26 protein-coding genes and 1 riboswitch are annotated in these 24,871 nt (G+C 42.7%); of the genes, 4 read left to right on the forward strand and 22 right to left on the reverse strand.

The genetic code is table 11. The features are described 5' to 3' along the window. Nucleotides 1-87: 87 nt before the first annotated feature. The 7 genes from IGI72_RS11980 to IGI72_RS12010 all read right to left on the reverse strand — a co-directional run bounded on the left by IGI72_RS11980 (nucleotide 88) and on the right by IGI72_RS12010 (nucleotide 7,343). Nucleotides 88-363: an HU family DNA-binding protein gene (locus IGI72_RS11980; RefSeq protein WP_003126821.1), complete on the reverse strand. Its 276-nt coding sequence runs from the start codon at nucleotides 361-363 to the stop codon at nucleotides 88-90. 234 nt (nucleotides 364-597) lie between these two features. Further along, a complete protein-coding gene (gene der, locus IGI72_RS11985; protein WP_438754320.1) occupies nucleotides 598-1,908 on the reverse strand; it encodes a ribosome biogenesis GTPase Der in 1,311 nt (436 codons plus the stop codon). Nucleotides 1,909-2,071: 163 nt separating this feature from the next. Next, nucleotides 2,072-3,286, reverse strand: coding sequence for a 30S ribosomal protein S1 (rpsA, locus tag IGI72_RS11990; RefSeq protein WP_005229333.1), 1,215 nt, complete (start codon nucleotides 3,284-3,286; stop codon nucleotides 2,072-2,074). Nucleotides 3,287-3,498: 212 nt separating this feature from the next. Continuing rightward, nucleotides 3,499-4,170 (reverse strand): (d)CMP kinase, encoded by a 672-nt coding sequence (gene cmk, locus IGI72_RS11995; protein ID WP_438754322.1) that lies wholly within the window; start codon nucleotides 4,168-4,170, stop codon nucleotides 3,499-3,501. A gap of 105 nt (nucleotides 4,171-4,275) precedes the next feature. Beyond that, nucleotides 4,276-4,899 carry a LysM peptidoglycan-binding domain-containing protein gene (locus tag IGI72_RS12000; protein ID WP_015510072.1) on the reverse strand — a complete coding sequence of 208 codons (624 nt, stop codon included), beginning with the start codon at nucleotides 4,897-4,899 and terminating at the stop codon, nucleotides 4,276-4,278. A 72-nt stretch (nucleotides 4,900-4,971) separates the two neighbouring features. Next, complete coding sequence (locus IGI72_RS12005) at nucleotides 4,972-6,354, reverse strand: RecQ family ATP-dependent DNA helicase (RefSeq protein WP_086338031.1); 1,383 nt, start codon at nucleotides 6,352-6,354, stop codon at nucleotides 4,972-4,974. Next, on the reverse strand, nucleotides 6,348-7,343 hold the full coding sequence (locus IGI72_RS12010; RefSeq protein WP_438754325.1) for a helix-turn-helix domain-containing protein: 996 nt from the start codon (nucleotides 7,341-7,343) through the stop codon (nucleotides 6,348-6,350). Before IGI72_RS12010 ends, IGI72_RS12005 begins: the two co-directional genes overlap by 7 nt. Nucleotides 7,344-7,369: 26 nt before the next feature. Between IGI72_RS12010 and IGI72_RS12015 the strand changes: the two genes are divergently transcribed. Beyond that, complete coding sequence (locus IGI72_RS12015; RefSeq protein WP_005229322.1) at nucleotides 7,370-7,585, forward strand: ferredoxin; 216 nt, start codon at nucleotides 7,370-7,372, stop codon at nucleotides 7,583-7,585. 59 nt (nucleotides 7,586-7,644) lie between these two features. On the opposite strand, the gene IGI72_RS12020 is transcribed toward IGI72_RS12015, so the two are convergent. The 14 genes from IGI72_RS12020 to tuf form a co-directional block, all read right to left on the reverse strand. Continuing rightward, nucleotides 7,645-8,238: an ECF transporter S component gene (locus IGI72_RS12020; RefSeq protein WP_438754327.1), complete on the reverse strand. Its 594-nt coding sequence runs from the start codon at nucleotides 8,236-8,238 to the stop codon at nucleotides 7,645-7,647. A 150-nt stretch (nucleotides 8,239-8,388) separates the two neighbouring features. Beyond that, nucleotides 8,389-8,513, reverse strand: a riboswitch (FMN riboswitch). A gap of 79 nt (nucleotides 8,514-8,592) precedes the next feature. Beyond that, entirely contained in the window at nucleotides 8,593-9,309 is a 717-nt protein-coding gene (locus IGI72_RS12025) for a pseudouridine synthase (protein ID WP_060792339.1), read from the reverse strand. A 2-nt stretch (nucleotides 9,310-9,311) separates the two neighbouring features. Beyond that, nucleotides 9,312-9,896 carry an SMC-Scp complex subunit ScpB gene (gene scpB / locus IGI72_RS12030; protein WP_005229316.1) on the reverse strand — a complete coding sequence of 195 codons (585 nt, stop codon included), beginning with the start codon at nucleotides 9,894-9,896 and terminating at the stop codon, nucleotides 9,312-9,314. Next, nucleotides 9,889-10,638, reverse strand: a complete 750-nt coding sequence (locus IGI72_RS12035) for a segregation/condensation protein A (protein WP_005229314.1) — start codon at nucleotides 10,636-10,638, stop codon at nucleotides 9,889-9,891. The genes scpB and IGI72_RS12035 overlap by 8 nt, the downstream gene beginning before the upstream one ends. A gap of 14 nt (nucleotides 10,639-10,652) precedes the next feature. Further along, on the reverse strand, nucleotides 10,653-11,543 hold the full coding sequence (gene xerD / locus IGI72_RS12040) for a site-specific tyrosine recombinase XerD (protein ID WP_438754329.1): 891 nt from the start codon (nucleotides 11,541-11,543) through the stop codon (nucleotides 10,653-10,655). Between the two features lie 233 nt (nucleotides 11,544-11,776). Then, on the reverse strand, nucleotides 11,777-12,226 hold the full coding sequence (gene fur, locus IGI72_RS12045; protein ID WP_015510076.1) for a ferric iron uptake transcriptional regulator: 450 nt from the start codon (nucleotides 12,224-12,226) through the stop codon (nucleotides 11,777-11,779). A gap of 109 nt (nucleotides 12,227-12,335) precedes the next feature. After that, the gene (locus IGI72_RS12050; RefSeq protein WP_015510077.1) at nucleotides 12,336-13,199 is read right to left on the reverse strand and encodes a CvfB family protein; all 864 of its coding nucleotides are present in this window, start codon (nucleotides 13,197-13,199) and stop codon (nucleotides 12,336-12,338) included. 34 nt (nucleotides 13,200-13,233) lie between these two features. Further along, nucleotides 13,234-13,551 (reverse strand): AzlD domain-containing protein, encoded by a 318-nt coding sequence (locus IGI72_RS12055; protein ID WP_438754331.1) that lies wholly within the window; start codon nucleotides 13,549-13,551, stop codon nucleotides 13,234-13,236. Further along, nucleotides 13,544-14,251: an AzlC family ABC transporter permease gene (locus IGI72_RS12060; RefSeq protein WP_438754333.1), complete on the reverse strand. Its 708-nt coding sequence runs from the start codon at nucleotides 14,249-14,251 to the stop codon at nucleotides 13,544-13,546. The genes IGI72_RS12055 and IGI72_RS12060 overlap by 8 nt, the downstream gene beginning before the upstream one ends. Before the next feature lie 118 nt (nucleotides 14,252-14,369). Further along, nucleotides 14,370-16,265 carry a cell division site-positioning protein MapZ family protein gene (locus tag IGI72_RS12065; protein ID WP_438754335.1) on the reverse strand — a complete coding sequence of 632 codons (1,896 nt, stop codon included), beginning with the start codon at nucleotides 16,263-16,265 and terminating at the stop codon, nucleotides 14,370-14,372. Between the two features lie 308 nt (nucleotides 16,266-16,573). Beyond that, complete coding sequence (gene rpoD, locus IGI72_RS12070) at nucleotides 16,574-17,680, reverse strand: RNA polymerase sigma factor RpoD (protein ID WP_005229298.1); 1,107 nt, start codon at nucleotides 17,678-17,680, stop codon at nucleotides 16,574-16,576. A 23-nt stretch (nucleotides 17,681-17,703) separates the two neighbouring features. Next, nucleotides 17,704-19,542 carry a DNA primase gene (dnaG, locus tag IGI72_RS12075; protein ID WP_015510081.1) on the reverse strand — a complete coding sequence of 613 codons (1,839 nt, stop codon included), beginning with the start codon at nucleotides 19,540-19,542 and terminating at the stop codon, nucleotides 17,704-17,706. Between the two features lie 158 nt (nucleotides 19,543-19,700). Further along, entirely contained in the window at nucleotides 19,701-20,330 is a 630-nt protein-coding gene (locus IGI72_RS12080; RefSeq protein ID WP_005229291.1) for a lysozyme family protein, read from the reverse strand. A 212-nt stretch (nucleotides 20,331-20,542) separates the two neighbouring features. Then, complete coding sequence (gene tuf / locus IGI72_RS12085) at nucleotides 20,543-21,730, reverse strand: elongation factor Tu (protein WP_005229289.1); 1,188 nt, start codon at nucleotides 21,728-21,730, stop codon at nucleotides 20,543-20,545. Between the two features lie 246 nt (nucleotides 21,731-21,976). Here tuf and IGI72_RS12090 point away from each other — a divergent pair, with 246 nt between their 5' ends. Then, complete coding sequence (locus IGI72_RS12090; RefSeq protein WP_438754337.1) at nucleotides 21,977-22,336, forward strand: YxeA family protein; 360 nt, start codon at nucleotides 21,977-21,979, stop codon at nucleotides 22,334-22,336. Nucleotides 22,337-22,527: 191 nt separating this feature from the next. On the opposite strand, the gene IGI72_RS12095 is transcribed toward IGI72_RS12090, so the two are convergent. After that, nucleotides 22,528-23,532 carry a nucleoid-associated protein gene (locus IGI72_RS12095; RefSeq protein WP_005229284.1) on the reverse strand — a complete coding sequence of 335 codons (1,005 nt, stop codon included), beginning with the start codon at nucleotides 23,530-23,532 and terminating at the stop codon, nucleotides 22,528-22,530. 163 nt (nucleotides 23,533-23,695) lie between these two features. Here IGI72_RS12095 and IGI72_RS12100 point away from each other — a divergent pair, with 163 nt between their 5' ends. Together IGI72_RS12100 and IGI72_RS12105 are read left to right on the forward strand one after the other, a co-directional pair. After that, complete coding sequence (locus IGI72_RS12100) at nucleotides 23,696-24,541, forward strand: aldo/keto reductase (RefSeq protein ID WP_005229282.1); 846 nt, start codon at nucleotides 23,696-23,698, stop codon at nucleotides 24,539-24,541. A gap of 26 nt (nucleotides 24,542-24,567) precedes the next feature. Next, entirely contained in the window at nucleotides 24,568-24,849 is a 282-nt protein-coding gene (locus tag IGI72_RS12105) for a hypothetical protein (RefSeq protein ID WP_015510084.1), read from the forward strand. Nucleotides 24,850-24,871: the final 22 nt, after the last annotated feature.

A 24,871-nucleotide genomic window follows, 5' to 3' on the forward strand; every position in this document is an offset into this window, starting at 1 on the left:
TCCCATTCGATCCGCCTGCATGGTGGCAGTCCCTAGTTAGACAAAAGAAAAAACCCTTGATTACTCAAGGGTTTCTACAAGACTCAATTATTTCACTGCGTCTTTAAGAGCTTTACCTGGTTTGAATGCAGGTACTTTGCTAGCAGGGATCTTGATTTCTTCACCAGTTTGTGGGTTGCGTCCTTTGCGTTCTGCACGAGAACGAACTTCAAAGTTACCAAAGCCGATCAATTGAACTTTTTCACCGTTAGCTAAAGCGTCTTGAATTGTTGAGAATACAGCGTCTACTGCTGCAGTTGCGTCTTTCTTAGTTAAGTCAGTAGCTGCTGCAACTTTTTCGATTAATTCTGCTTTATTTGCCATGGATGGTTTCACCTCCTGATATTTTTTTTGATGTCATGCATCAACAAAAATCTTGAGTGGTCCAAGGTTTTTGTCAAATATTGATTACCATCAATATTCTGATATAACGTTATCATAAGAACCTTGTAATATCAAGGATTTTAACGTTTTTAGGGGGTTTTTTTTTGGTTTTTTCCCATTTTTCTAGAAAAGGACAGATTTCTTTGTAAAAAGAAACAAAGTATGATAAAATCTCTATTTTCTTCTGCGAGGAATGATCCGAATCGGCGTTCCTTCAAAAGTGAATGCCTTGCGGATTTGATTTTCTAAGAAACGTGCATAAGAGAAATGCATCAGTTCTTCTTCGTTGACAAAAATAACAAAAGTTGGCGGTTTGACAGCTACTTGCGTCGCATAAAAAATCTTCAAACGTTTGCCTTTGTCTGTTGGGGTTGGGTTGATCGCCACAGCGTCCATAATGACGTCATTCAACAACGCAGATGGAATACGCATGTTTTGATTCATGCTGACTTCTTCAATCAATTGCGGCAGCTTATTCAAGCGCTGTTTCGTCACTGCGGAAACAAAAATGATTGGCGCGTAATCCAAATATTGGAATTCGTCTCTGATTTCTTCTTCAAAATCACGCATCGTATTCGTTTCTTTTTTCAAAGTATCCCATTTATTGACAACAATAATGATTCCACGGCCTGCTTCATGGGCATAGCCAGCGATCCGTTTGTCTTGCTCGCGAATCCCTTCTTCAGCGTTCAAGACCATCAAGACGACGTCTGAGCGTTCAATGGCCCGCATCGCCCGCATGACACTGTATTTTTCAGTAGACTCGTAGACCTTCCCTTTTTTACGCATGCCGGCGGTATCGATCATGGTAAACTCTTGACCGCTTTCGCTGGTAAAATGGGTATCGATCGCATCACGAGTCGTTCCTTCGATATCAGAAACGATCACTCGCTCTTCCCCAAGAATTGCATTGATCAAAGAGGATTTACCGACATTTGGTCGACCAATCAAACTAAACTTGATGATGGAATCATCTTCTTCTTCTGCTTCAATGGTGAAGTGTTTGACTGCTTCATCAAGAACATCCCCGATCCCTAATCCATGACTTCCTGAGATTGGGTATGGATCGCCTAGACCCAAACCATAAAATTCATAGATGTCGGTACGCATCTCGGGATTATCAACTTTGTTGACGGCTAAAATCACGGGTTTGTTGCTTTTGTACAGCAAACGAGCCACAAGCTCATCAGCATCGGTTACTCCTTCACGAGCACTCGTAATAAAAACAATGACATCTGCTTCATCGATGGCGATTTCTGCTTGATGCTTGATTTGATCCATAAACGGCTCATCACTTAAATCGATCCCACCTGTATCGATTACGCTAAACTCACGGCCTAGCCATTCACCAGTGGCATAAATACGATCTCTGGTCACTCCTGGAGTATCCTCAACGATCGAAATTCGTTCTCCAGCTATCCGGTTGAAAATGGTCGATTTCCCCACATTCGGACGTCCAACGATCGCTATTGTTGGATTTGACATTTTTTACCCTCCATTTAAAAAAGCAGTCCTTGTACGCTGCTTCTTGTATTCAATCTTACTTAGTTTACCTAAAGCCATGGAAAGTTGCAAGCTTTCCTGGCAAACAAAAAACCAGCTTATAACAAATTCAAACATCGAATCGTTATAAGCTGATGGCATACAATTACTCTTCGTCGCTGTCTTTTAAGGCATCACCTAAGATATCACCCATAGTAAAACCAGTTGATTCTTCTGGCAATTGATAGTCGTCCTCTGAAACCTCTTGTGTTTCGTTGGTGTTTTCGGCTTTTTCTAATGCTTTGATACTTAATGCGATTCGGTGTTCTGAAGGGTTCACTTCAAGCACTTTCACTTGCACTTCATCACCTTCTTGTAAGACTTCATGTGGTGTCGCAATGTGTTTATGGGAGATTTGTGAAATATGGATCAGCCCTTCAACACCTGGGAAGACTTCCACAAACGCACCGAAGCTTGTCAAGCGTTTAACAGTCCCCGTCAAGACACTGCCAACAGCCGCTTGCTCTTCAATATTGGTCCACGGTCCAGGCAATGTGTCTTTGATCGAAAGTGACACACGTTCTTTGTCTGCATCAACAGATAAGATACGCACATTGACGGTATCGCCAACAGATAAAACATCACTCGGTTTGCCAACATGTCCATGAGAAATTTCAGAGACATGGACAAGTCCATCGATGCCGCCAAGGTCTACGAAGGCACCAAAGTCGGTCAAACGCGCTACTTTTCCTTCTACTTCTTGTCCTTCATATAAATCAGCTAATAAAGCTTCTTTTTGTTTTGCTTTTTCTGCTTCGACAACTGCTTTATGAGAAAGGATCAAACGGTTTTCTGAAGGCTCGATCTCAACGATTTTGAAGGTCAATGTTTTCCCTTTGTAATCTTCGAAATCCGCAACAAAATGGTCTTCGACCATTGATGCTGGGACAAACCCACGAACACCTACATCAACCACTAACCCGCCCTTAACGACGTTGGTGACTGGTGCTTCAATGATTTTTCCTTCTTGGAAATCTTTTTCGATATCTTCCCAAACTTTTTTCGCGTCTAAGCGACGTTTAGAAAGGAGATAGCTGCCGTTTTCTTTGTCTTTACCAATTGCTGAAATCACAACCAATTCTAAGACATCCCCAACTTTGACTGCTTCGTTGATGTCTTCAACAGGTAAAGTTGATAATTCTTTTGCAGGAACAACGCCTTCAACGCCGGCGCCTTCGATCCCTACGATCGCTTGTTTATCCTCAATGGCCAATACCTCACCTTTAACGATATCTCCAACTTTTACTTCTTGGAAATTGTCTAAAGCGGCTTCCATTGATTCATTTCCACTCTCAACCTGATTATTTTCAAATTCTGTCATCTCTCATGTCCTCCTAACCAACAATTCTGCAATAATTGCACTACATCTTTTAGTTTAAAATAGAATGAAAAAAAAATAAAGCGATTTCTCTTATTTTCCTAAAAAACTACGGTTTTTTCGTTAAAAAAGTCTTTTCACCTCTGTTTTCTTACTCACTTTCATCTTTTGGTTTCGAAAAATAAAAAAACAATGGGGAACACCCATTGTTTTTGTTAATCAATTTTTTCTTTGATGTTTTTTTTGATTGCTTTGACGACTTGCTCGATCGTTAAACCAGACGTATCGATTCGAACCGCATCCTCCGCTTGTTTCAAAGGGGAGACTTCTCTGTGAGAATCCAGATAATCTCTTTGCTGGATCTCTTCTTTCAACGTCTCATAATCGGTTTTGATCCCTTTTTGCTGATTTTCTTTAAAACGGCGCTGTGCGCGTTCTTCCACACTTGCTACCAGAAAAATCTTGACTTCTGCTTGTGGTAAAACCGCCGTACCAATATCGCGGCCATCCATCACGACACCGCCATCTTTAGCGATCATCTGCTGTTGTTGGACGAGTTTTTCGCGGATCGCAGGGTATGCCGACACCTTCGAAACTGCGTTGGTTACTTCTGGCTGACGGATCGCTTCGGTGACTTGCTCTCCTCCTGCAAAGACCTCTTGACCGTGTTCAGTCGGTTCAAAAGTGATGGGGTATTGATCGATCAAAGCAGCGATCGCCGCTTCATCTTCAAGTGAACAGCCCGTTTTTAAAGCTAAATACGTGATGCTTCGATACATGGCACCAGTATCCGTATAAATAAATCCCAGGTCATTCGCGATGATTTTTGCCACTGTGCTTTTCCCAGATGACGCAGGACCATCAATAGCGATGTTGATTTTTTTCATTTTTCTTACTCCTCGTTTCCCAACGATGTGTATTCCTTCATCGTTTCTGCTTATCGCCCACCTTGGCTTCTTTCTTTCAAGAAAAAAAACCGCCAAAGCGGTTTTTTATTTAATTCGTAAGGTGTCGCCAGGGTAAAGCATGTAGTTGTTTGGATCAATCCCATTTAATTGATATAGGGTTTCAACTGAGATGCCTGTACGGGCTGCCACTTGTTCAGGACCTTCGCCAGCTTGGACTGTCGTGTATTCCTCGGTACCAGTTGCGCCTTGACCTTGATCAGTTTGCGTATTCTCTTGTCCCGCATTGTTTTCTTGTTGCGCCGGTTCACTACTTGATGGCGTCGTTGAAGCTGGTGCAGAACTACTGCTACTTGATGAAGAACTTGATTCACTTGTTGACGAACTCGTTTCACTTGTCGATTCCGTAGTGGATGATTCCGTCGTTGATGATTCGGTTGTTGAAGACTCTGTCGTACTTTCTACAGTACTGCTCGAACTTGCTGTGGTTGGGGCATCATTGTTATGGTTCAATACCCAAATACCGGCACCAACCGGAATTGCCACGATCAAGAAAAGCAAAACTAAAACGATCGTCAAAAAGAGTGAATTCCCACGCTTTTGTTTTCTTTGTTGGGATCTTGATGCAGAATCATCGTATTCTGTATCATAGATTGGTTGTTCCCACGGTTCTTGATTTTCTGAATTGTAGTCATTGTCTTTCTTGCTCACTCGTATTCCCTCCTAGTTTCCTTCCGATGTATTATACCATAGGTAAATAAAAACTGTCCTACAAAATACGATTCAATTTATATCTTTAAAAATTTTTATTAAACGTTCCTGCCAATGATGGGCTTCCTTTTTCTCGGGCAGCTGTTCTTCACCCGCTATTTCGATCCCGTCATTGTCGCAACAATAAGGATTCTCCTGGGCTTCCTCTCCGAAATGCGCCAGTAAAAATTGTCGGCGACAACCTGTAAAATGAATATAAGCCAACATTTTCTGTAATTGTTCTTGTTTTTGCTGTTCATTGCGTTTTAATGTTTCCAGCCAAAAGGAAGTCCCCAACTCTTTCATTTTTTGCTGCCACTTTTCTTGCAACGGTGTCAAGGGTTCTTTCCTCTTCTCCTGAACCATTCGTTCTAAAGCAAGGCGTTCTTCTTTATTTTCTCGCTGAAAGAAGTAATGGATCTGCTCATCATGTTCCTGATAAAGCAAAATCGCATTGCTTTGTTTGCCATCACGACCAGCTCGCCCGATTTCTTGACTGTAATTCTCTAACGAATCAGGTAGATCATAATGGATCACAAAGCGAATATCTTCCTTATTGATCCCCATCCCAAAGGCATTGGTAGCAACGAGTAATTTTAATTTATTCTGAGAAAACTGCTGCTGCAACGTTTTTCTTTGATCACTCGCGAGACCACCATGATAATAGCCTACCAAATAGCGCTGACGCAGTTTGTTATAGACTTCTTCGACTTTGCTTCTTGTGGAACAGTAGATGATCCCAGCCCCGCCTAAGCGGCTGAGATAGTCTGCTAATGCCGCATCTTTGTCTGTCGTTTGCTCTACGAACAAGCCGATATTGCTGCGGTTCATCGAATAACGGTAGACATTGGCGTTCTTTGCTAATAATACTTGCCGTATGTCTGCTTCCACTTGTGCTGTTGCAGTAGCCGTCAAGGCTAATGTGACGGGTGCCTTCAAGCGTTTCTTTACTTCACCAAGCTGCAAGTACTCTGGTCGAAAATCAATGCCCCATTGCGAAACACAATGGGCTTCATCCACCACGAGCATGGCGATCTTAACCTGTTCCAATTGATGCAAAACAGCTTCTTGTACGATCATTTCTGGACTTAAAAACAAAAACTTGTACTTCTGCAAATGCTGCATCACATACTGGCGATCAGCAAGGTCCAATTGACTATTAAACGCAATCGCGTGTTTTTCCCCTTGCTTTTGTAAGCCGTAGACTTGATCTTCCATCAAAGAGACTAACGGCGAGATAATGATCACGATCCCGTCTACTAGGTACCCTGGCAGCTGATAGCACAGACTTTTGCCATTCCCAGTAGGTAGAATCGCTAACGTATCTTGCTGTGCTAAAACACTTTCGATGACTTCTTTTTGTCCTTGGCGGAATGTTTTGAAACCAAAATACTGATTCAGTGCATCTTCTAACATCGAATCCCCCGCTTCTGAGCAATCTGTAACAAACGAATCGTCAAAAAATCAGTCGTAAGAAGCGCCTGTAATTCTTGATAGCTATTTTTCCAAGAAGCTTCTGGCAGCTTTTTCAACAACGCTGTATCAAAGCGCTGAAAAGGAAACGTGGGATCAAGCAATGCCCACTCAATCAAATGATCATTAACAGTTCCTCGTTTGATCCTTCTTTTTTCCATAATCTGCTCGACAGAATCGCCTCGCAAAAACAATGCTCGGCTTTCCACCATGCTTTGGTTTAAATTTCTCTTTAGAAAAGGCGACAATCCTCGAAACAGGATCGTCTGGGGCGTTTTTTCGATCAAGGTTAAAAATTGATGGATCGAAGCTCCTACATAAAGAGTGTCCCAAGGCTTACTTTGAACATTTTCTGGTAAAAGCTGAAAAAACGCCTGCCCTAGAATATCTGGACCAGATAAGGTGCCCGCTAAAAAATCTGCCATTTCTGCGGGAAGCTGGTCAAAAATTGCTGATAGCTCTTGATACAGGCACGTTTTGATGTCAGGATTGTGACGGATCAGCTGACGGACAGGTTCTGTATAGAGTGGCGTGTTTTCAACGGGAATATACTGATTGGTCACGCCTTGATACGCAGCTGCTTGAACCAGCAGCCGAACAAAACGCCAAGCCTCCTCCGTCGTTCGTCCATAACGAAAGTAATTCGCATAACGCAACAATCGTTCACCTGGCTGCTGGCTGTTTCTAGCGGTCGTTTTGAGCAGCAGACCATCTGAATCTCGACTTAGAGCCCCTCGTTGGATCAAGTCAGCGAGCGTCTGTTGATACGCTTTCTCATTCAACTGGGGCAACGATTGAAAGAGACCTAAGCGATCATAAAAAAAGGCATAACTCAAGACAGAGCTAGTACGCTTACCAATGAGAATTTGATAAAGTGTTGATGGGCGCAGCTTGTCAGTATCAGAAAACAGCGCTAAAATAAAAGAATCCATATTTCCCCTCCAGAAAGGACTAAAAAATGTCACAACGCTGTAAAATTATTCCTGAGCGCTGCATTGCTTGTGGCCTATGTGCGATCTATGCCCCCGAGATCTTCGATTATGATGAAGACGGGATCGTTTTATTTGCCCAAGAACCAAATGCTCGGCAACAGTTTATCATAGAAGACCAACAAGAAAAAGTCAAAACTGCTTATCGCAAATGCCCTACCCGTGCGATTATCATGGAAAAATAAAAAAAGCCGACTTGCCATTGACAGACCTTTCGTCTGCAACAGCAAGTCGGCTCATTTTTTTATTTTCCTATAGCAGAATGATGGGGCTGCTTACGAGCCAACCATGGCAGCAGTTTGGCGTGAAGTGCTAAAAAGACGGCACTGACGATTGCGCCTTTGACCAAATTGAAAGGTAAGATCCCGATCGCCACATATTGCGGCAAAGACATTCCTAAAAATTGATCGGCTGTGACCCCGAAAAAGCGCAGGTAAAGCGGTGTGATCACAAATAGGTTCGCCACACTCATAAAAATCGTTACCGACAAGATACCGCTGATGACACCAACCATTTTGTTTTTGGTGTGAATACCTTTGCGGAAAAAGTAGTACATTGGCAAAGTAAAGGCACATGATGCTAAAAAGCTTGCCGTATCCCCCACCATATCAGCAGGTGAAAAACCAGATAAGAACAAATGCAGCACCGAACGAATGAAAGCAGTCAATCCCCCGCTCCAAGGACCAAATAAAAACATCATGATCATCATGGGAATATCACTAAAATCGATCTTTAAAAAGCTGAATGCTGGGAAAATCGGAAAAGCGATAAATTGCAAAATTGTTCCCATAGCAGCACACATGGCGATCGTCACCATTTTTCTTGTTTTGTTGTTCATCAGTATAAATCCTCCTAAATTCAGGATTCCTCTTCAAACGAACCTATTAAATTTCCTCGGCTTTCTTGTCGGCGCCAGACAAAAAATACCCTCTTTTTTCCACAGGGAAAAAAGAGGGTATTCGAAATAGCCATAAGCAAATCAAATACGCTCTATCTTCTTTATCCAGACTGTACTGTCGGTATCGGAATTTCACCGATTCAGCTATTTCCGAAGAAATAGGTCGTGGACTATAACCACCGGTCGGGAATTGCACCCTGCCCCTGAAGACGAACCTTTATTCTATTTATTACATGTTCTATTATACACAAAATCTAAAAATTAACAATAGTTACGTTTTCAGATACTTTTCAATTATTTTGCACTGTTTTTCAGCTGGCTGACTTCCTTCTTCGACAATTCTCGATATTCCCCTGGACGAAGACCTTTCAAATCTAACGGACCATAATTTTCCCGTTTTAATTTTTGCACAGGCAAACCAACTGCTTTTAACATATTTTTGACTTGATGGTTGCGTCCTTCGTGGATCGTCAATTGCACAATACTAGATTGCGCTGTTTGGTCTGTCGACAAGATCTCAAAGCGAGCAGGTGCCGTCTTACGACCTTCGATCCGAATCCCTTTTGTCAATGGGAGCAGCTGCTTTTTATCCGCAATCCCTTTGACTTTGGCAACGTACACTTTGTCGACTTCGTGTTTCGGATGCATCAGTGTCTGTGACAGTTCCCCGTCATTTGTCAGCAATAACAAACCAGAGGTATCATAGTCCAAGCGCCCGACGGGATACACCCGTTCAGGAACTTCAGCAAAATAATCCAAAACGACTTTGCGCTTTTTATCATCCGTTACAGCTGAGATCACACCACGAGGTTTGTAGAATAGATAATAGACGTGTTGTTCTTGTTCGATTGGTACACCATCGACTTCAACAACATCTTTTGAGCTAACTTGGACCCCTAATTCTTTGATCACTTGCCCGTTGACACGCACTCGGCCTTCGGTTATCAATCCTTCAGCTTTTCTTCTTGAGGTGATGCCAGCATGGGCAATCACTTTTTGCAAACGTTCCATCTTCATTCTCCTTCTGTTTCTGCTTGTTTGTAGCGGTCGTAAAAAAGATCAAACGGTGCATCTTCTTCAAGTTCATCTTCCATGGATTGGATATCGGGTAATTCAGCCAAACTTTTTAAGCCAAAATAATCCATAAAGTATTCCGTCGTACCATATAGGATCGCTCGTCCTGGTCCGTCAACGCGGCCTTTTTCTTCAATCAGTCGTTTTGCCACCAATTTTTGAACCGATCCGCTAGATTGGACGCCGCGGATCTCTTCTACTTCCATCCGAGTGATCGGCTGCTTGTAAGCAATGATCGACAACGTTTCTAAAGCGGCCTGAGACAACGAGCTGCCCATCGGTGATTCAGCATATTTCTTCAATAAAGGGGCAAATTGTTTCTTGGTGGTCAAAATGAAATGATTGCCCACTTCAAGAATATGCAACGCAGTATGTTCATTTTCTTCATATTGCTGATTTAGTTCCTGCAAATGCTGATAGACACTGGCAGTATTGCTTTTGACTAAGTAACTCAATTCTTCAAGTCCGATCCCCTCATCACCGACGACGAATAAGATCGCTTCTAATTCACTATATTTACTCATCTTCTTTACCTGTTGGATAGAGCAGAATCGACGCATAATTGTCTGTTTGCTCTACTCGAATCGTTCCTTTTTTCATTAATTCTAATAGTGCCATAAACGTTACCACAACTTCTGTTTTATTGTAGGTCGTAAAAAACGAATCAAAGCTGCGGCCTTTTTTGGCACTGACATGTTGCATCTCCAGCTGAATCGCCGCCATCTTTTCATCGATGGTGCTTTCATCAGGAGAAATTTTGGTTTCTAGTACTTGGCGATTTTTCTTTTTCTCGATCATTTTTTGAAAAGCCAAAAAGAGATCGATCGTATTGAATTGATTGGCTCTTAACTGATCTTCTTCCTCTTTGTATTCATCGACATCCATCGGATCTTTCGTATAATACAAACTTCGCTCTTCCGCTTTTTCGGAAAGCTGCTCGGCTGCATACTTAAATTTGCGGTATTCTAGCAGCTGTGCCACCAGCATATCCCGTGGATCTTCTTCGTACTCTTCCACTTCAGCAATCAGCTCTTGTTTCGGTAACAGCATCTGGCTTTTGATCGCCATCAGAGTTGCCGCCATGACTAAATATTCACCAGCGACTTCTAATTCTAAAATTTTCATGGCATGGATATACTGCATGTATTGTTCGGTGATGGTTGCAACTGGAATGTCATAAACATCGATTTCCAGTTTTTTGATCAAATGAAGCAGCAAATCCAACGGTCCTTCAAAGACAGCTAATTTTATTTTGATTTCTTCCATTCCATCCTCGATTTCTAGGCGCGCGGAAAGTGCTGCTTGTACACTTCCGTCATCCGTTTCTTCGTTATATGCGTGTAAATCTGAGTGGTCGAGATATCTGCGTGTCCTAACAGCTCTTGAACCGTTCGCAGATCTGCGCCGTTTTCTAATAGATGAGTCGCAAAACTATGGCGCAACGTATGGGGAGTCACATTTTTGGTGATCCCAGCTTGTCGAACCAAGGCTTTTAAATTTTTCCAGATTCCTTGACGAGACAGCTGTGTGCCATGGTTGTTTACAAACAGGTGGCTTTCATCCGGTGTTTTTCTCGTCAAATACGGACGTGCATCGCTGAGATACGTTTCGATCCATTGAATCGCTAGATCCCCTAATGGGACGATCCGTTCTTTGTCGCCTTTCCCGGTTGTTTGCAACAAGCCCATACTTAAATGCAAATCATTCAATTTCAAACCGATCAACTCGCTGACGCGCAAACCTGTCGCATACATCACTTCCAAAATCGCTCGATCGCGAATGCCCAACACCGCTCGAGTATCTGGTGTTTCGATCAAGCGCTCCACTTCCTGCAAACTCAAAGTGTCAGGTAGCTTCTGCTGTTTTTTCGGCGAATCAATATGTTGCATCGGATCATGATCTGTCAACCGTTCTTGACGCAAATATTGATGGAATCTTCGCAAACTGGAAACCATCCGAATCACGGTTGCCGAGGATTTTCCCGCCTCTTGCAAACTTTGCAAAAAAGACAAAACGATCACTCGGTCGATCTGTTGCCACTGCGTCACTTGTTTTTTTTGTAAAAACGCAAGATACTGTTGCAGATCCCGCTGGTAGCTGGCACGGGTATTTTGGGATAGCCCGCGCTCAATGGTCAAATAATGAAGATAATCAGTAATTTGTTCGTTCATGGGGCTTCCTCTACTTTCAGCTTTTTTATCATATCAAATTCTGGCTCGTTTAGATAGTAGCTTGCCAACAAAAAAGAGGCATCTACCCGTATCTTTTGCCCAAGGAAACACCCGAATCATAGCAGATATTTTGGTTTCTTTCAAATTGGAAAAAAGAGCACTCTTCCTATCGAAACCATCTGACTATCATTCGGGTGATAACAAATTTTTTTCAAATTACCCAGCTACAGACACTAGGCTTTGTTTTGGCATTTTTGGCAGACACCATGAAATGTCAACCGATGATCCTTTACTAAAAAATGGTACTTTTGTTCGACGATCTCTTCGACTGTGCCCAACAGATCCTCTTCAACCTCTTCGATATTGCCGCATTCCAAACACAACAAGTGATGATGGAAATGTTTGGCGCCTTCTTTACGTAGGTCATAACGAGCGACACCGTCATTAAAACTGACTTTATCGACGATTTTCAAATCCGTCAAAATCTCCAATGTTCGATAGACGGTTGCTAAGCCAATCTCAGAATTTTTTTTGCGCACAAAGAAGAAAATCTCTTCGGCGGATAAATGATCTTTCTCATTTTCTAATAAGACCAACAACGTCGCTTCTCGCTGAGGAGTTAATTTGAACCCCGACTCGTGCAATTGTTTCTTGGTCTTTTTTAACGCTGCTGTTGTGTTCATAGTTGCCTCCGTATGCCGCTAATTTATAACGATTCTAATTTGAGTGAGAATCACCCAAGACAAACATTGTAATCATTATAAATTAGAACAGCAAAAGAAACAAGTATTCTCAATTAGGTTTTTTAACAAGAATCGTAAAGCCATCTTTTTGCTCAATCAAACGCTGTTTCATCAAGGTTCCTAACGCCCGTTTAAATTGGCCTTTACTAATACCAAACGTTTGTAAAATCTCTTCTGGTGCTGATTTATCGGTAAAAGGAATTTTATTTTCTGGTGCTCGTTCTAAAAAGGTTAGGACCATGGCGGCATCATTTGAAATCGCCTCGTGAGCTCTTGGTTTCAACGAAAGGTTCAAGACCCCATCTGGACGAACCCCAATCACTCGTCCTTTGACAACTTCCCCAAGACGCGGCTCTTGATAGCGCTCTGATGGGTGGACGAAGCCAATATAAAAATCATCCGTCAATAAGTAGGTTCCCGCTAGTTTTAAGCGATACACGGTACCTGTAACATCTTGATTCTTCATCTGTTCCGTACCATTCTTACTCAGTGCCTTGAAGATTTTCTCATCTGCTAACGAAGCCCATATACGCTCTTTGTCGTCGACGCGCAAGCTGACCATCAAACGATCGCCTTTTTTGGGCCAAAGTTCCCGCATTGTTGGCAATTCATCTAATGAAACCACCATGTCCTTGTCTTTTAAACCGATATCGACGAAAACGCCTAAGTCGCGACGGCTTCCTGTGACTGTACCAAAGGCATAATGCCCTTTGCGGCTTTTCGGAATATTCGTAGTGAGTACATTTTCTTGCTTTTGGTTTTGATAGCCAAACCCTTCGACGGCTTCACCTAAATGATGTTCGCCTTCTTCCTTGGCTAGTCGGAAGGTAACCCCGCCTTTTTGAACAAAATAATTCTGTTCATTTTCATCAATGATCAATCCGCTAAATACGGATGCTAATAAGTCTTTCATCTATTCTCTCCTTCTTCATAAAAACTGCCCGTTGCTAGAAAAAGAAACGCAGCAGTGCCATAGCAATAACGCCTGTGATAACGATCTTCATCAAATCTTTTGTATAATACCCCACCAACAATGCTGGGATACAGGCAATAGTTTCTTTGACTTTCAAGATGGGAAATTGCCCTTCTCGAAAGATCAGCAAATTTTGAACCAACAATGCCGCCAAAATACACAACGGCAAGTAACTCAAAAAGATGGTGAAAGGTTTCTGAAATACGAGCTTTTTAGAAAATAAAAAAGGAACGATCCGCGGAATCCAAGTAACCAACCCACATGCTAGCATTAGTATAACAAAATTAGTCATGATGTGTCACCGTCCCAACCAAACATCCTGCCAAGGTCGCAGCAATTACCGCGATCTCAGCAGTAGAAAAACGCATAAATAAAATCAATGTCCCCACAACTGACCCGAGTACTAAGAGCGTTTGCTGGGTTTTCTTCTTGAGGGGTCGCCCTACTTGAAATAAAAAAAGACCAACAAACATGGCTACCAAGGCAAAATCTAAGCCTAACGCTTCTGGATCTGGAATAAACGAGCCTAATAGTCCGCCCAAAAAGGTTGCGAAGATCCAACTCAAATACGCCATCACGTTCAACCCATGGGTCCATTTCGCTGTGACTGGTTTGTCTTGTTGCAGTGCCGTCGTCAAAACGCCATAGGACTCATCAGTCAAAAGCGTCCCAATCCCAATAGCAGAAAGCAAAGGAGTCTTTTTAAAATAGGAAGCCACTGATAAGCTCATTAAGAAATGTCGTAAATTCACTAAAAAGACGGTTGCGACGATCGTCATGAAAGGTGCTTGAATCGCGAGTAATGCACAAATAATAAATTGAGCACTGCCTGCATAGACAATAATAGACATTAAAATAATTTCAAGAATCGACAACCCAACACCTTTTCCTACGACCCCCATCGCAAAACCAATCCCTAAGTACCCAAGAATCGTTGGTACACAAGCAATGACCCCATCTTCAAAGCGATCATATCTTTCTATTTTCTGCACAAAAAACCCTCCCTGTTTGAACGATTATCTTTCATCATATCGAAAACAGGGAGGGGAAACAAGTATTTTTCACATGTGCATGTAATAACTCTGAAAGTTTTCTAGTGACTCAGGAGACTTAGCGAACGGTATGATCGTTCCCATTGCCTCTGAAATAGCCAGTTTTGGCGTTTACCGTAAATAAGTATAGCGGGAACGCTGAATCATCCGTTCCTTTAAGCAAGCTGCCTTGGGCATTTGTCGCATAAAAATTGTAATAGCCTTCGCCGTTGACGATCCGCACGCGTTCAAAAGTATAACCACCATCAACCACGTAACCACGGGCAATCGCTGTGGCAATGATTTTTTCTTGGACACCATCTGCCCACACCCAAGCGCTATTGTTTACATCATTCAAATCACTTTGACGGGCTGGAATAATTGGCTGATTATTGGTATTTGTTGGCGTATTTGGCGAAAGCACATACTCTTCTTCAGACGTGCTTTGTGCAGGCGTCGCAGCGCTTGTAGAACCGCCGCTCGAAGCGGAAGCGTTGTTCTCAGAAGCCGCCGCTTGTGCTGCTTCTTGGGCCGCTTGTTGTTGTGCCGCTGCTTCTTGCGTAGCGGTTTCACGCTTCGTCAACGCAGTATCGACTTTGCGCAGATCAGCAGTGAGACTTTCCACCAATGAATCGATCGGTAAAGCTTGGACTTTTTTCATCAAGGCATTGTAGTTCTCACGGGTGACACTTTCAGGTGCTTCACCATCACCACTTAAAGCCACCATGCTCTTCACCGCATTTTGAACTTCCTCGATCGCACTGAACTCTTTTTGTCCCATGTCGATGGCTTGATTGATCAACTCATCAAAGGCATCCCCGTTCTCACGCTTCGCCATTGTGACGGCAGCCGCTTCTTTCAATGAGACTTCTTCCAATTGATCTTCCACAACGGCAGGACTGCTAAAATAGCTGTTGATCTCGGTCAAAGTTGCTAGTTTGTCAGCGATCGTCGCAGCTTCTTGTGACAAGGCATCGTACCGTTCATGGTCTTGAAACTCTGCCAACTGATTCGTCACAGCCGTCAGCTGTTCTGATGTTTTGTCGTTTTTAATGAACACTCGTTCATCATTTGTATAAAAATCATTCAGCTCATTTTCAATTTGATCGAGTGTACGGTTTTCCTGCGCCAGTTGCGTTTCTCGGGCTGTTTCTTGTTGCTGCTGTTGATAGTAATACGCCCAACCGCCACCAGCTGCCACTAATAAACAAGCCGCTGTAATATAGAGTGCTTTGCGAGGACTCTTCTTTTTTTCGCTAGGCGTCGACGTTTTTTCTTCAGTAGTCGCCTTTTTCGGTGCTTCATCCGCTGCGGTGATCGGCTCAGGAATTGGATCGATCACTGGTTCTGGCTGCTTCTTCGCTTCTTCAATGACTGGATCCGTCACTGGTTCATCTTCGCTTATCAGTAGAGGTTCCTCACTGGCTTGTTCCTGACTTTCTTCTTCAGTAGCAGACAAATCATCAGTGGCGGCTTCTGCTTCTAGAGCAGCGGCTTTTTCTTCTTCATCAAGTTTGTGTTGGCGGATATAAGCAGCCAAAATATCAGCGTCATGCTGTTCCTCCGTACTTAATGCATCGGTTTCACTTGCTTCCTCACTGGCTGATGTCGCATGCTCTTGCGTTGCGCTAGAACTTTCTACTTCCGTTTTTTCCTCAGCTTCTTTCTTAGAGGCTGATGTGGGGGTTACATGTTGCTCATCGGAAAAAGTCCCTTGCTGCGCGAGGTCGATCGTTTCTTCATTTGAGGATGGCCGATCACCTAAGCGCTCCTCCATTTTTCCGATCGGGACGTTTTTAAAGTCTGACCAGCGAATATCATCATTTTTATTCTGTGGCTCTTCTGGCGTAACGGAAGAGTCAGATGTTGGTTCCAGTTCATTCTCCTTTGCCTGGTTCCATTGGAACCCGCAATTGGGACAAACAGGTGTTTCTTCTATTGCTTGAAATCCACATTCAGGACATGTCTTCTTCATTGATTCAAACTGACTCCTTTTGTTTTTTGCATTTCCTTTTATGAAGCAGTCGCCTCTTTCATCAGACGCTTGCTGTACCTACTGCTTCTTTTTTTAGACCAGCAAATAATGGGTCTTTTTTGACACTTCGTTGTTTGTTACGTTTTGATGCAGATGCACAAAATTAAATTTATCACATTCTTGGCAATTAGCCAACACTTGCTTGGTTACGTTTTTATTAAGTTCTTTACCAATCTTGTGTCGAGAGGACAGAATCTGAATAAAAAAGACTTTCCAAAGGGTTCCTTTGGAAAGTCGATAAACCTTGATTATTCTAAGAAATCTTTCAATTGTTTTGAACGAGATGGATGGCGTAGTTTCCGTAATGCTTTTGCTTCGATCTGACGAATCCGTTCTCTCGTTACCCCAAAGACTTTGCCGACTTCTTCTAATGTCCGAGTACGACCATCATCGATTCCGAAACGCAAGCGCAGCACGTTTTCTTCACGGTCAGTCAACGTATCCAGTACATCTTCTAGCTGCTCTTTCAACAGCTCATAAGCCGCATGCTCTGCTGGACTTGTGGCATCTTGGTCTTCAATAAAATCACCTAGATGAGAATCGTCTTCTTCACCGATCGGTGTTTCTAATGAAACAGGTTCTTGAGCGATCTTCAAGATTTCACGAACTTTTTCCGTCGGCAGATCCATTTCTGCGCCGATTTCTTCTGGTGTCGGTTCGCGCCCTAAGTCTTGCAGCAATTGCCGTTGAATACGGATCAATTTGTTGATGGTTTCCACCATATGCACAGGAATACGAATGGTTCGCGCTTGGTCAGCGATCGCACGGGTGATCGCTTGACGGATCCACCAGGTCGCATACGTCGAGAATTTGAACCCTTTGCGGTAGTCGAATTTCTCAACGGCTTTCATCAAGCCCATGTTTCCTTCTTGGATCAAATCAAGGAATTGCATTCCTCGACCCACATAACGTTTGGCAATACTAACGACCAAACGTAGGTTGGCTTCTGCCAAACGCTGTTTTGCCTCTTGATCGCCTTCTTCGATTTTCAGTGCGAGAGCCACTTCTTCTTCTGCGGTCAATAACGGCACACGACCGATTTCTTTCAAGTACATCCGAACGGGGTCATTGATTTTCACACCAGTTGGTGCAGACAGATCTTCTTGAGGTTGTGTTTCTTGTCGTTTTTCATTGCTCTTTAGACTATGGACTGAAGGCTCTCCATTTTCATCCACGACACTGATGCCTGAATCCTCCAGTTTTTGAATTAATTTGTCCATTGCATCAGCATCCAAAGTATACGGCGTTGCTAAACGATTCGTAATGTCATCGTAAACAACTTGCCCCTTTGTTTTGTTTTCTCGGATGTATTCGGCAACTGCTTTGTCATACGTTTTTTTTGTTTCTTCTGCCATGAAAGAAAGCCCCTTTCAGTTCGCTATTTAGCTTGTTTCAACCGTTTGGTCAAATCAATGATTTCGATCGCAAGTTCAAGTTCTAATTGCTGGTTTCCTTTTTGTCTTGCTTCTTGCTGCTGGATTCGTTTTTGATTGATTTCTTCAGCAATGCCCGACTTTTGAAATACCTGCAGAATGTCCTGAAATTCTTGTTCAGTCCCTTCCTCAGAAGCTTTAAGATCTGCAATATCGATCACCATTTTTTTCATTGAATCTTCTTTTAAAAAATCTAAGAACTTTGCTAAAACAAAGTGTTCTTCTGTTTCCATATACGCATCAAACAGCAGATAAAGCTGTTGGTAACGATCATGGATAAAGGATATGCCACTCGCTCGAAAGCGATGGTTTAACGTACTGTCATGAAACAAACGGTACAATAATAATTCTTGTGCTTTTTCTACCTGTGTTTTGGGCTGCTGCCGCGTTGGCGGCGTAAAGACCATAGGATTATTGGTTGTTGGCGCTGGCGGCGGTGCATCTTGCCGCGGCTGCTGCTCTTGCCGGTTTTGCTTGAGCTGCTGCTGCAAGGTCTCACGGCTCAAGTTGAACTCTGTGGACAACTGAGTCAAATAACGGTCTTGCTCCAGCAAAGAATCCACCCGCTGTAATTCCTTTAAAACGACTTGGACATAATCTAGCTGCTCTTTCTCATTGGCCAAATTTCGATTTGCTCGATGGTAATCCATTTTGAAAGCAAAGACGGTTTCTTTCCCATGTACAGCTAATTTATAAAAAGCTTCTGTCCCATATTTGCGCAAATAGTCATCTGGGTCCATCCGTTCCGGCACTCGAACCACAGATAGTTTCAAGCGGCTATTGTTTTGCAAAAGATCGATCCCACGGTTCGTGGCTTCAACCCCTGCACTATCTCCATCGTAACAAAGAATCACTTCTTGTGCCACTCGCTCGATGTGAGCGATCTGCTGATTGGTCAGGCTGGTCCCCATCGAGGCGATCCCATTTTCGATCCCTGCTTGCCAAGCGGCGATCACGTCCATAAATCCTTCAAATAAATACACTTGGCCATCTTTACGCATCGCTCGTCGCGCTTTGTCAAAGTTGAAAAGAACCTCGCGTTTATTGAAAAGAATCGTTTCAGGACTATTTAAATATTTTGGTTGGTCTTGATCACCGACTTTTTCGCTTGCTAACCACCGACCAGAAAAACCAATCGTTTTCCCCTGAGGATTGCGGATCGGAAACATGATTCGCTGGTAAAAGCGATCCGCCAGTGAGCCATCGTTGCGCTGAACAAAGAGTCCTGTATCAGGAAAAAACTCTGCTTTGGCTTTTTCATTCAAAAAAACTTTCTCCAAAAACGAGCGTTCATTCGGTGCAAAGCCAATATTGAACTCTTCGATCAGTGCCATCGTCAATCCACGATCTAATAAATAATCAAGCGCTTCTTGTCCAGCAGCCGTATTCACCAACATGTGATGATAGACTTCGGCGGCTTTTTCATGTAACGCAATCAATTGACTCGTTTGTGAGGTCGCTTCATTGATGCCTTCAGACTGCTGATATTGCGGATCAAGAGGAATATCATTCATTTCTGCTACTTTGACGACTGCTTCTGGAAAACTGATCCCTTCAAGCTCCTGCAAGAAACCATACACATTTCCACCACGACCACAACCAAAGCAATGAAAAATTTGTTTGTCCTCTGCAACGGAAAAAGAAGGTGATTTTTCATTATGGAACGGACACAAACCAAAATAATTTTTTCCAGACTTCTTTAACTGGACGTACTGTCCCACGATATCGACGATATTGCTACGTTCGCGAATGTCGTCAATGACTGTTTGAGGAATTCGTGCCATCCACTCACCTCCATTTGGTAAGTATTCATCGGTTTACTAGGTAAAAAAACGCACTAATAGATATCAGTGCGAAGAATAATTAGACAGAATCACTCATAATGATTTTACCATATTTTATTTGTATTTCAAGCTTTTTTGTTTCAGTTATTTTACAACGCTTATGAAAAGAAACGCGCCGTAACATTGATCTTCCATTGATTCATTTTTATTAAATCAGCGTAGAATAAATTGCCGCCGTTATGATACAGGTGACCACCATTATAAAAAACGGATTGGATGCCCCAGTAACGATAGGTTTGTTCCGTATCATTGCCTAACAATGGAGATAAAACCTCTCTGGAATATGTTTCTGCTAACTCTAAGGTGTTCACTCCCCCTCGGGCAGCGACATAATCAATATAATCTGTACCAAAATTATACGCCTGTACGGCGGTCCAAAGATCACAGTTCATTTGCTCGGCTTTTTCAATCAACTCAGCTAAATAGGAAACACCTTGTTCGATGCTTTGTTCTGGCGTATCGAACTGATTTTGTTTTCCATAAACACTTTCAGAACTTTGCATCGGGTCGTTGCCTTGTCCTTTTGACTCCGTCAGCATGATGCTCATGGCTAATGACTGATATTCAGAGATGTCGTGGGCTTGCGTCTGTTGCGCGATTGCTTCTTCATACGCATAGACAGCTTTCAATGCCGTGTAGTTTCGATAGACCCAAACCCCTGCCCCGATCAGTAGCAGCACGAGGGCCAGCTTCAGTATAAATCCTAGGAAACGTCGAATTTTTCTCATCAAATACATCCCATCTTTTCTAAGTCAGAATCTATCGTACTATGAAATGGACGGGCTGACTAGAATTTTTTCTCTCCTAAAAAATCCTTAATAAAATCACAAGATTATTTAGAAAAAAACAAGCAATCCTAAGCTGACCGAGGGATTGGCGATCTTTCGACAAGAAAAAGGAAACAGCGCTTCTTCAAAAGGAAGCACTGTTTCACTCATCATTATTTTTCGATCGTGGTAACAATACCAGAACCGACTGTTCGTCCACCTTCACGAATCGAGAAGGTCGTTCCATTTTCTACAGCGATCGGATGGATCAATTCCACATCGATCGTTACGTTGTCACCAGGCATCACCATTTCCGTTCCTTCTGGTAAAACGATATTCCCAGTTACGTCCGTTGTACGGAAGTAAAATTGTGGGCGATAGTTATTAAAGAATGGGGTATGGCGACCGCCTTCTTCTTTTGTCAACACATAGACTTCCGCTTGGAATTTCGTATGCGGTGTGATAGAACCTGGTTTTGCTAACACTTGGCCACGTTCAATTTCATCACGGGTGATGCCCCGTAACAATACCCCTACGTTATCGCCAGCTTCTCCGAAGTCCATCGTTTTGCGGAACATTTCTACCCCTGTCACGACTGCTTTTTGTGTTTCAGGTTTGATTCCGACGATTTCTACTTCATCCCCGACTTTTACCATGCCGCGATCGATCCGACCAGAAGCAACGGTTCCCCGTCCTGTGATCGAAAAGACATCTTCGATCGGTAACAACAATGGTTTGTCAGTATCTCGTTCAGGCGTTGGGATATATTCATCTACTGTATCCATCAGCGTTAAGATCGCTGCTTCAGCATCTGGGTCCCCTTCCAAAGCTTTTAACGCAGAGCCCTTGATCACAGGAATGTCGTCGCCAGGAAAATCATATTCAGTCAGCAATTCTCTGACTTCCATTTCAACTAAATCGATCAACTCGTCATCATCGACAAGGTCCGTCTTATTCAAAAAGACGATCAAATGTTTCACACCCACTTGACGAGAAAGCAAAATATGCTCCCGTGTTTGTGGCATTGGGCCATCTGTCGCTGATACGACCAAGATTGCGCCGTCCATTTGAGCAGCCCCTGTAATCATATTTTTCACATAATCCGCGTGTCCCGGTGCATCGATATGGGCATAGTGCCGTTTTTCCGTTTCATATTCCACATGAGCAGTATTGATTGTGATACCACGTTCGCGTTCCTCAGGAGCCGCGTCGATACTTGCGTAATCTTGCGGATTGGCAAGCCCTTTTTTCCCAAGAACTGTCGTAATTGCAGCAGTCAAGGTGGTTTTCCCATGGTCGACGTGTCCAATCGTTCCGATGTTGACATGGGGTTTGCTACGATCATAATGTTGTTTTGCCATATTGTTTCCCTCCTAGAGAAAGTTGAGTCGTTGGTTGACTCGAATCATATTTTTGCGATTTACGCTTCCAAAGAGATAAGGATTAACTTATTTTTTGTAAGTTTAAATCTACCTTTATTATAGGTCAAAATTAGTCAAAGTCAAGCGAGAGGTCTCGGCAGCTAATCCCTAAGAATTTCTTTGCTTTTTGTGATCCATTGGACGCAAGCCTGGTTTTTATGAATAATAGAAGATGAGGTGAGAAATGTGAAGAAAATCATTGCAGCGCTGGTTTTTACAGCAATTTTTCTTGGCGGCTGCTTCCTTACTTATGACTATTACTATGGTGGAAGTGACTACTATACAGTTATCAACGATGCGGGGGAACACGATACCGAAGTCAGTAACGAGGGGGTCGTTGAAAACATCTATCGTTATACACAAACAGCCTACAGCGCCTCTGGTGACGTCAAAACGGTCAAAATGAATGAACACCGTTCCGCTCCTTTGAAAGAAGGCGCCTATTTGAAACTATTGGTCAATCCAAACAAAGGCGTTATAAGCTGGGAAGAAGTTTCTGAAGAAGACGTTCCTCAAGCGGCTCTTGAAAAGTTGACCCCTCAATAATTGCTGCTATCAAGCAAGCGTCTGTAAAAAAGCAGGCCGTCCTCTTTCTAAATGAGGACGCCCTGCTTTTTGTGCTCTATAATTTATGGGCCTGATGAATCAGAATTGATTCTTCAGCCCCATTTTCATTATTGACAAAGAGCCGCTTTTTTGTACTTGTTTTGCCATCGTCTGCTTAGAAACAGCTCTTGTTACATCCGATTAATCACTTCTTCTACATTTTTGATCGTTACGGAAATCGTGCCATCGGGGTTATTGATAAATTCGATCAAATTCGGATCTCGGTAAACATCCAAAGGAACGATCAATTCGATTCCATTCGATAATTTTAGTTTTTGCTTACCAAATTTTTTCTCCGAGATCTCACGAACATCCCGCATCATCGGTGCTTGATTGACGAATCCTTTTTCAACCACTTCTTCTTGAAATGAAAGCTGAGCAGTAATATTGTCTTTAAAGACTTTTTGCGCCACTTCACTCACATCGATATGACCAGACTCTTCGATCGTATCGTAGACCGCTTCTTTCAAATCGGCAACAACGTTATAGGTGGGTGTTTCAAATTTCTGACCAATTTTTTCGGCTACTTTTTTGATGACTTTGACATTTTCTTCTAAAGATGGGATCGGTTCGGCATCAATGACTTTTGTTGAAAAGTAGGCGTATTTTTCACCTGAAAAGCTATATTTCTTTTCAATCAGTTCAAAGTCTAAGCTCTCCACATCGATCGTGATCCCTTCATCTGCCTTTTGGGTTTTACCAGCTAGTAAGGCACGATGCAAAATCAAATTATTTTCGATCCCAGCCTCCCCATTATCAATAAAATGCGTATAGCCATCTTGATAATTGACCTTCAAAAAAGCCAGCTGCATTCTTGTATCTAATTCATATAAGACGACAAACGCATCCGCACTTGGCGCATCTTCACTTTCCTTGTACGCTTCATACCAGCGTTGCACGATCGCTTCACTGGCTGCGATAAAGTCGTCTGGTGCTTGTTTGACCAATTGAGCGATCGTTGAAGTTTCGAGTAAACGACCTGTTTTGGTTTGCGGTGTAGCAAGTTTCTGTATTTTCTTCGTCAAATAATCACGAATGTATTCCGTTGTTAAATCAAGTTCAACTTGAGAAAAAACTGGATCGCCTGTTTGACGGTCCACAATGTGTAAAATCGCATGTTTCAAATAAATATCCATTGGTTACGCTCCTTATCCATTTGTCTAGTGTACAAAATAAATAGGCGAACTGACAAGAGCGAATCGGCATTTTCCTTCAACATTCGCTTTCTTTTTAAAAGGTGCAATCATTGGAAATTCCTGCCTCGTCTGCTAAACTAGAAGTATCACAGAAAACGGAGGAATGAACATGAACAGCTATACGTTATCAAACAATGTGACCATCCCTGAGCTAGGCTTTGGCACATGGCAAACACCAGACGGCGACGTTGCCGTAGCATCAGTCAAAAAAGCACTAGAAGTAGGTTACCGCCATATTGATACAGCACAAGGCTATAAAAACGAAGCCAGTGTTGGTCAAGCGATCAAAGAAAGCGGCATTCCCCGCGAAGAGCTTTTCTTGACTACAAAATTATGGAATGCGAACCATTCTTATGATCTTGTGATGTCCTCTTTTGAAGAATCTTTAGAAAAATTACAAACAGACTATATCGATCTTTTCTTGATCCATTGGCCAAATCCAGTGGCTTTTCGCGACAATTGGCAAACAGCGAACGCAGAAACATGGCGTGCTTTTGAAGAGTTGTATCAAGCAGGCAAAATCAAAGCGATCGGCGTCAGCAACTTCTTACCACATCATTTTGAAGAATTGAAAAAAACAGCGACTATCTTCCCAATGGTCAATCAAATTTTCCTTGCACCTGGCGAGTTACAAGAAGAAGTCGTGACTTATTGCCAAGAACACGATGTATTGCTTGAAGCATACAGCCCATTAGGTACTGGGAAGATCTTTGATGTACCAGAAATGAAAGCATTAGCTGAAAAGCATCAAAAATCAATCGCTCAAGTTGCATTACGCTGGTCTTTACAACATGGTTTCTTGCCATTACCAAAATCAGTCACACCAAGTCGGATCGAAGAAAACATTCACGTCTTTGATTTTGAGCTATCTGAAGAGGACATGAAAACGATCGATCAATTAGATGGTGTGGTTGGGAAAGCGACCAATCCAGATACGACAGGGTTTTAATTTCACTCTCTATAAAGGAGAAGCCTATGAAAAAAACTGATTTGAATCATCTCTCCCCTGCTGTTCAAAAAGCCTTACATGCTGATTTTGTTTTTCTCGTTTGGCCAGACAAAGTCCAACACTTTCCAGCACGTCAATGGACGACCAGCGACTATCAGCAGATGCTGACCGAGAAACTTACTGGGGAACCACGCTTTTTTCTTTGGGAAAACTACTTAGTCGCAACTGGAGAAAATGACCTTTTGGTCCTGATGCCCAAGTACCATCAAATCAATGATCTAGTAGAAACACCAGCGCCGCTTTTTTAGCAGCGTTGGTGTTTTTTCAGGA

Source organism: Enterococcus sp. DIV1059_2 (assembly GCF_051713685.1).
In the GTDB taxonomy this organism is placed as follows: domain Bacteria; phylum Bacillota; class Bacilli; order Lactobacillales; family Enterococcaceae; genus Enterococcus_D; species Enterococcus_D casseliflavus.

Coding starts and splice junctions, on each gene's coding strand:
- xerD (WP_438754329.1), bottom strand. CDS start 11,543: ATGAACGAACAAATTACTGATTATCTTCATTATTTGACCATTGAGCGC.
- IGI72_RS12025 (WP_060792339.1), bottom strand. CDS start 9,309: ATGGAACGTTTGCAAAAAGTGATTGCCCATGCTGGCATCACCTCAAGA.
- IGI72_RS12105 (WP_015510084.1), top strand. CDS start 24,568: ATGAAAAAAACTGATTTGAATCATCTCTCCCCTGCTGTTCAAAAAGCC.
- dnaG (WP_015510081.1), bottom strand. CDS start 19,542: ATGGCACGAATTCCTCAAACAGTCATTGACGACATTCGCGAACGTAGC.
- fur (WP_015510076.1), bottom strand. CDS start 12,226: ATGAACACAACAGCAGCGTTAAAAAAGACCAAGAAACAATTGCACGAG.
- rpsA (WP_005229333.1), bottom strand. CDS start 3,286: ATGACAGAATTTGAAAATAATCAGGTTGAGAGTGGAAATGAATCAATG.
- cmk (WP_438754322.1), bottom strand. CDS start 4,170: ATGAAAAAAATCAACATCGCTATTGATGGTCCTGCGTCATCTGGGAAA.
- tuf (WP_005229289.1), bottom strand. CDS start 21,730: ATGGCAAAACAACATTATGATCGTAGCAAACCCCATGTCAACATCGGA.
- rpoD (WP_005229298.1), bottom strand. CDS start 17,680: ATGGCAGAAGAAACAAAAAAAACGTATGACAAAGCAGTTGCCGAATAC.
- IGI72_RS12080 (WP_005229291.1), bottom strand. CDS start 20,330: ATGAGAAAAATTCGACGTTTCCTAGGATTTATACTGAAGCTGGCCCTC.
- IGI72_RS12010 (WP_438754325.1), bottom strand. CDS start 7,343: ATGGATTCTTTTATTTTAGCGCTGTTTTCTGATACTGACAAGCTGCGC.
- IGI72_RS12100 (WP_005229282.1), top strand. CDS start 23,696: ATGAACATGAACAGCTATACGTTATCAAACAATGTGACCATCCCTGAG.
- IGI72_RS12055 (WP_438754331.1), bottom strand. CDS start 13,551: ATGACTAATTTTGTTATACTAATGCTAGCATGTGGGTTGGTTACTTGG.
- IGI72_RS12050 (WP_015510077.1), bottom strand. CDS start 13,199: ATGAAAGACTTATTAGCATCCGTATTTAGCGGATTGATCATTGATGAA.
- IGI72_RS12065 (WP_438754335.1), bottom strand. CDS start 16,265: ATGAAGAAGACATGTCCTGAATGTGGATTTCAAGCAATAGAAGAAACA.
- IGI72_RS12015 (WP_005229322.1), top strand. CDS start 7,370: ATGTCACAACGCTGTAAAATTATTCCTGAGCGCTGCATTGCTTGTGGC.
- scpB (WP_005229316.1), bottom strand. CDS start 9,896: ATGAGTAAATATAGTGAATTAGAAGCGATCTTATTCGTCGTCGGTGAT.
- IGI72_RS12005 (WP_086338031.1), bottom strand. CDS start 6,354: ATGTTAGAAGATGCACTGAATCAGTATTTTGGTTTCAAAACATTCCGC.
- IGI72_RS12020 (WP_438754327.1), bottom strand. CDS start 8,238: ATGAACAACAAAACAAGAAAAATGGTGACGATCGCCATGTGTGCTGCT.
- IGI72_RS12035 (WP_005229314.1), bottom strand. CDS start 10,638: ATGGAAGAAATCAAAATAAAATTAGCTGTCTTTGAAGGACCGTTGGAT.
- IGI72_RS11980 (WP_003126821.1), bottom strand. CDS start 363: ATGGCAAATAAAGCAGAATTAATCGAAAAAGTTGCAGCAGCTACTGAC.
- der (WP_438754320.1), bottom strand. CDS start 1,908: ATGTCAAATCCAACAATAGCGATCGTTGGACGTCCGAATGTGGGGAAA.
- IGI72_RS12095 (WP_005229284.1), bottom strand. CDS start 23,532: ATGGATATTTATTTGAAACATGCGATTTTACACATTGTGGACCGTCAA.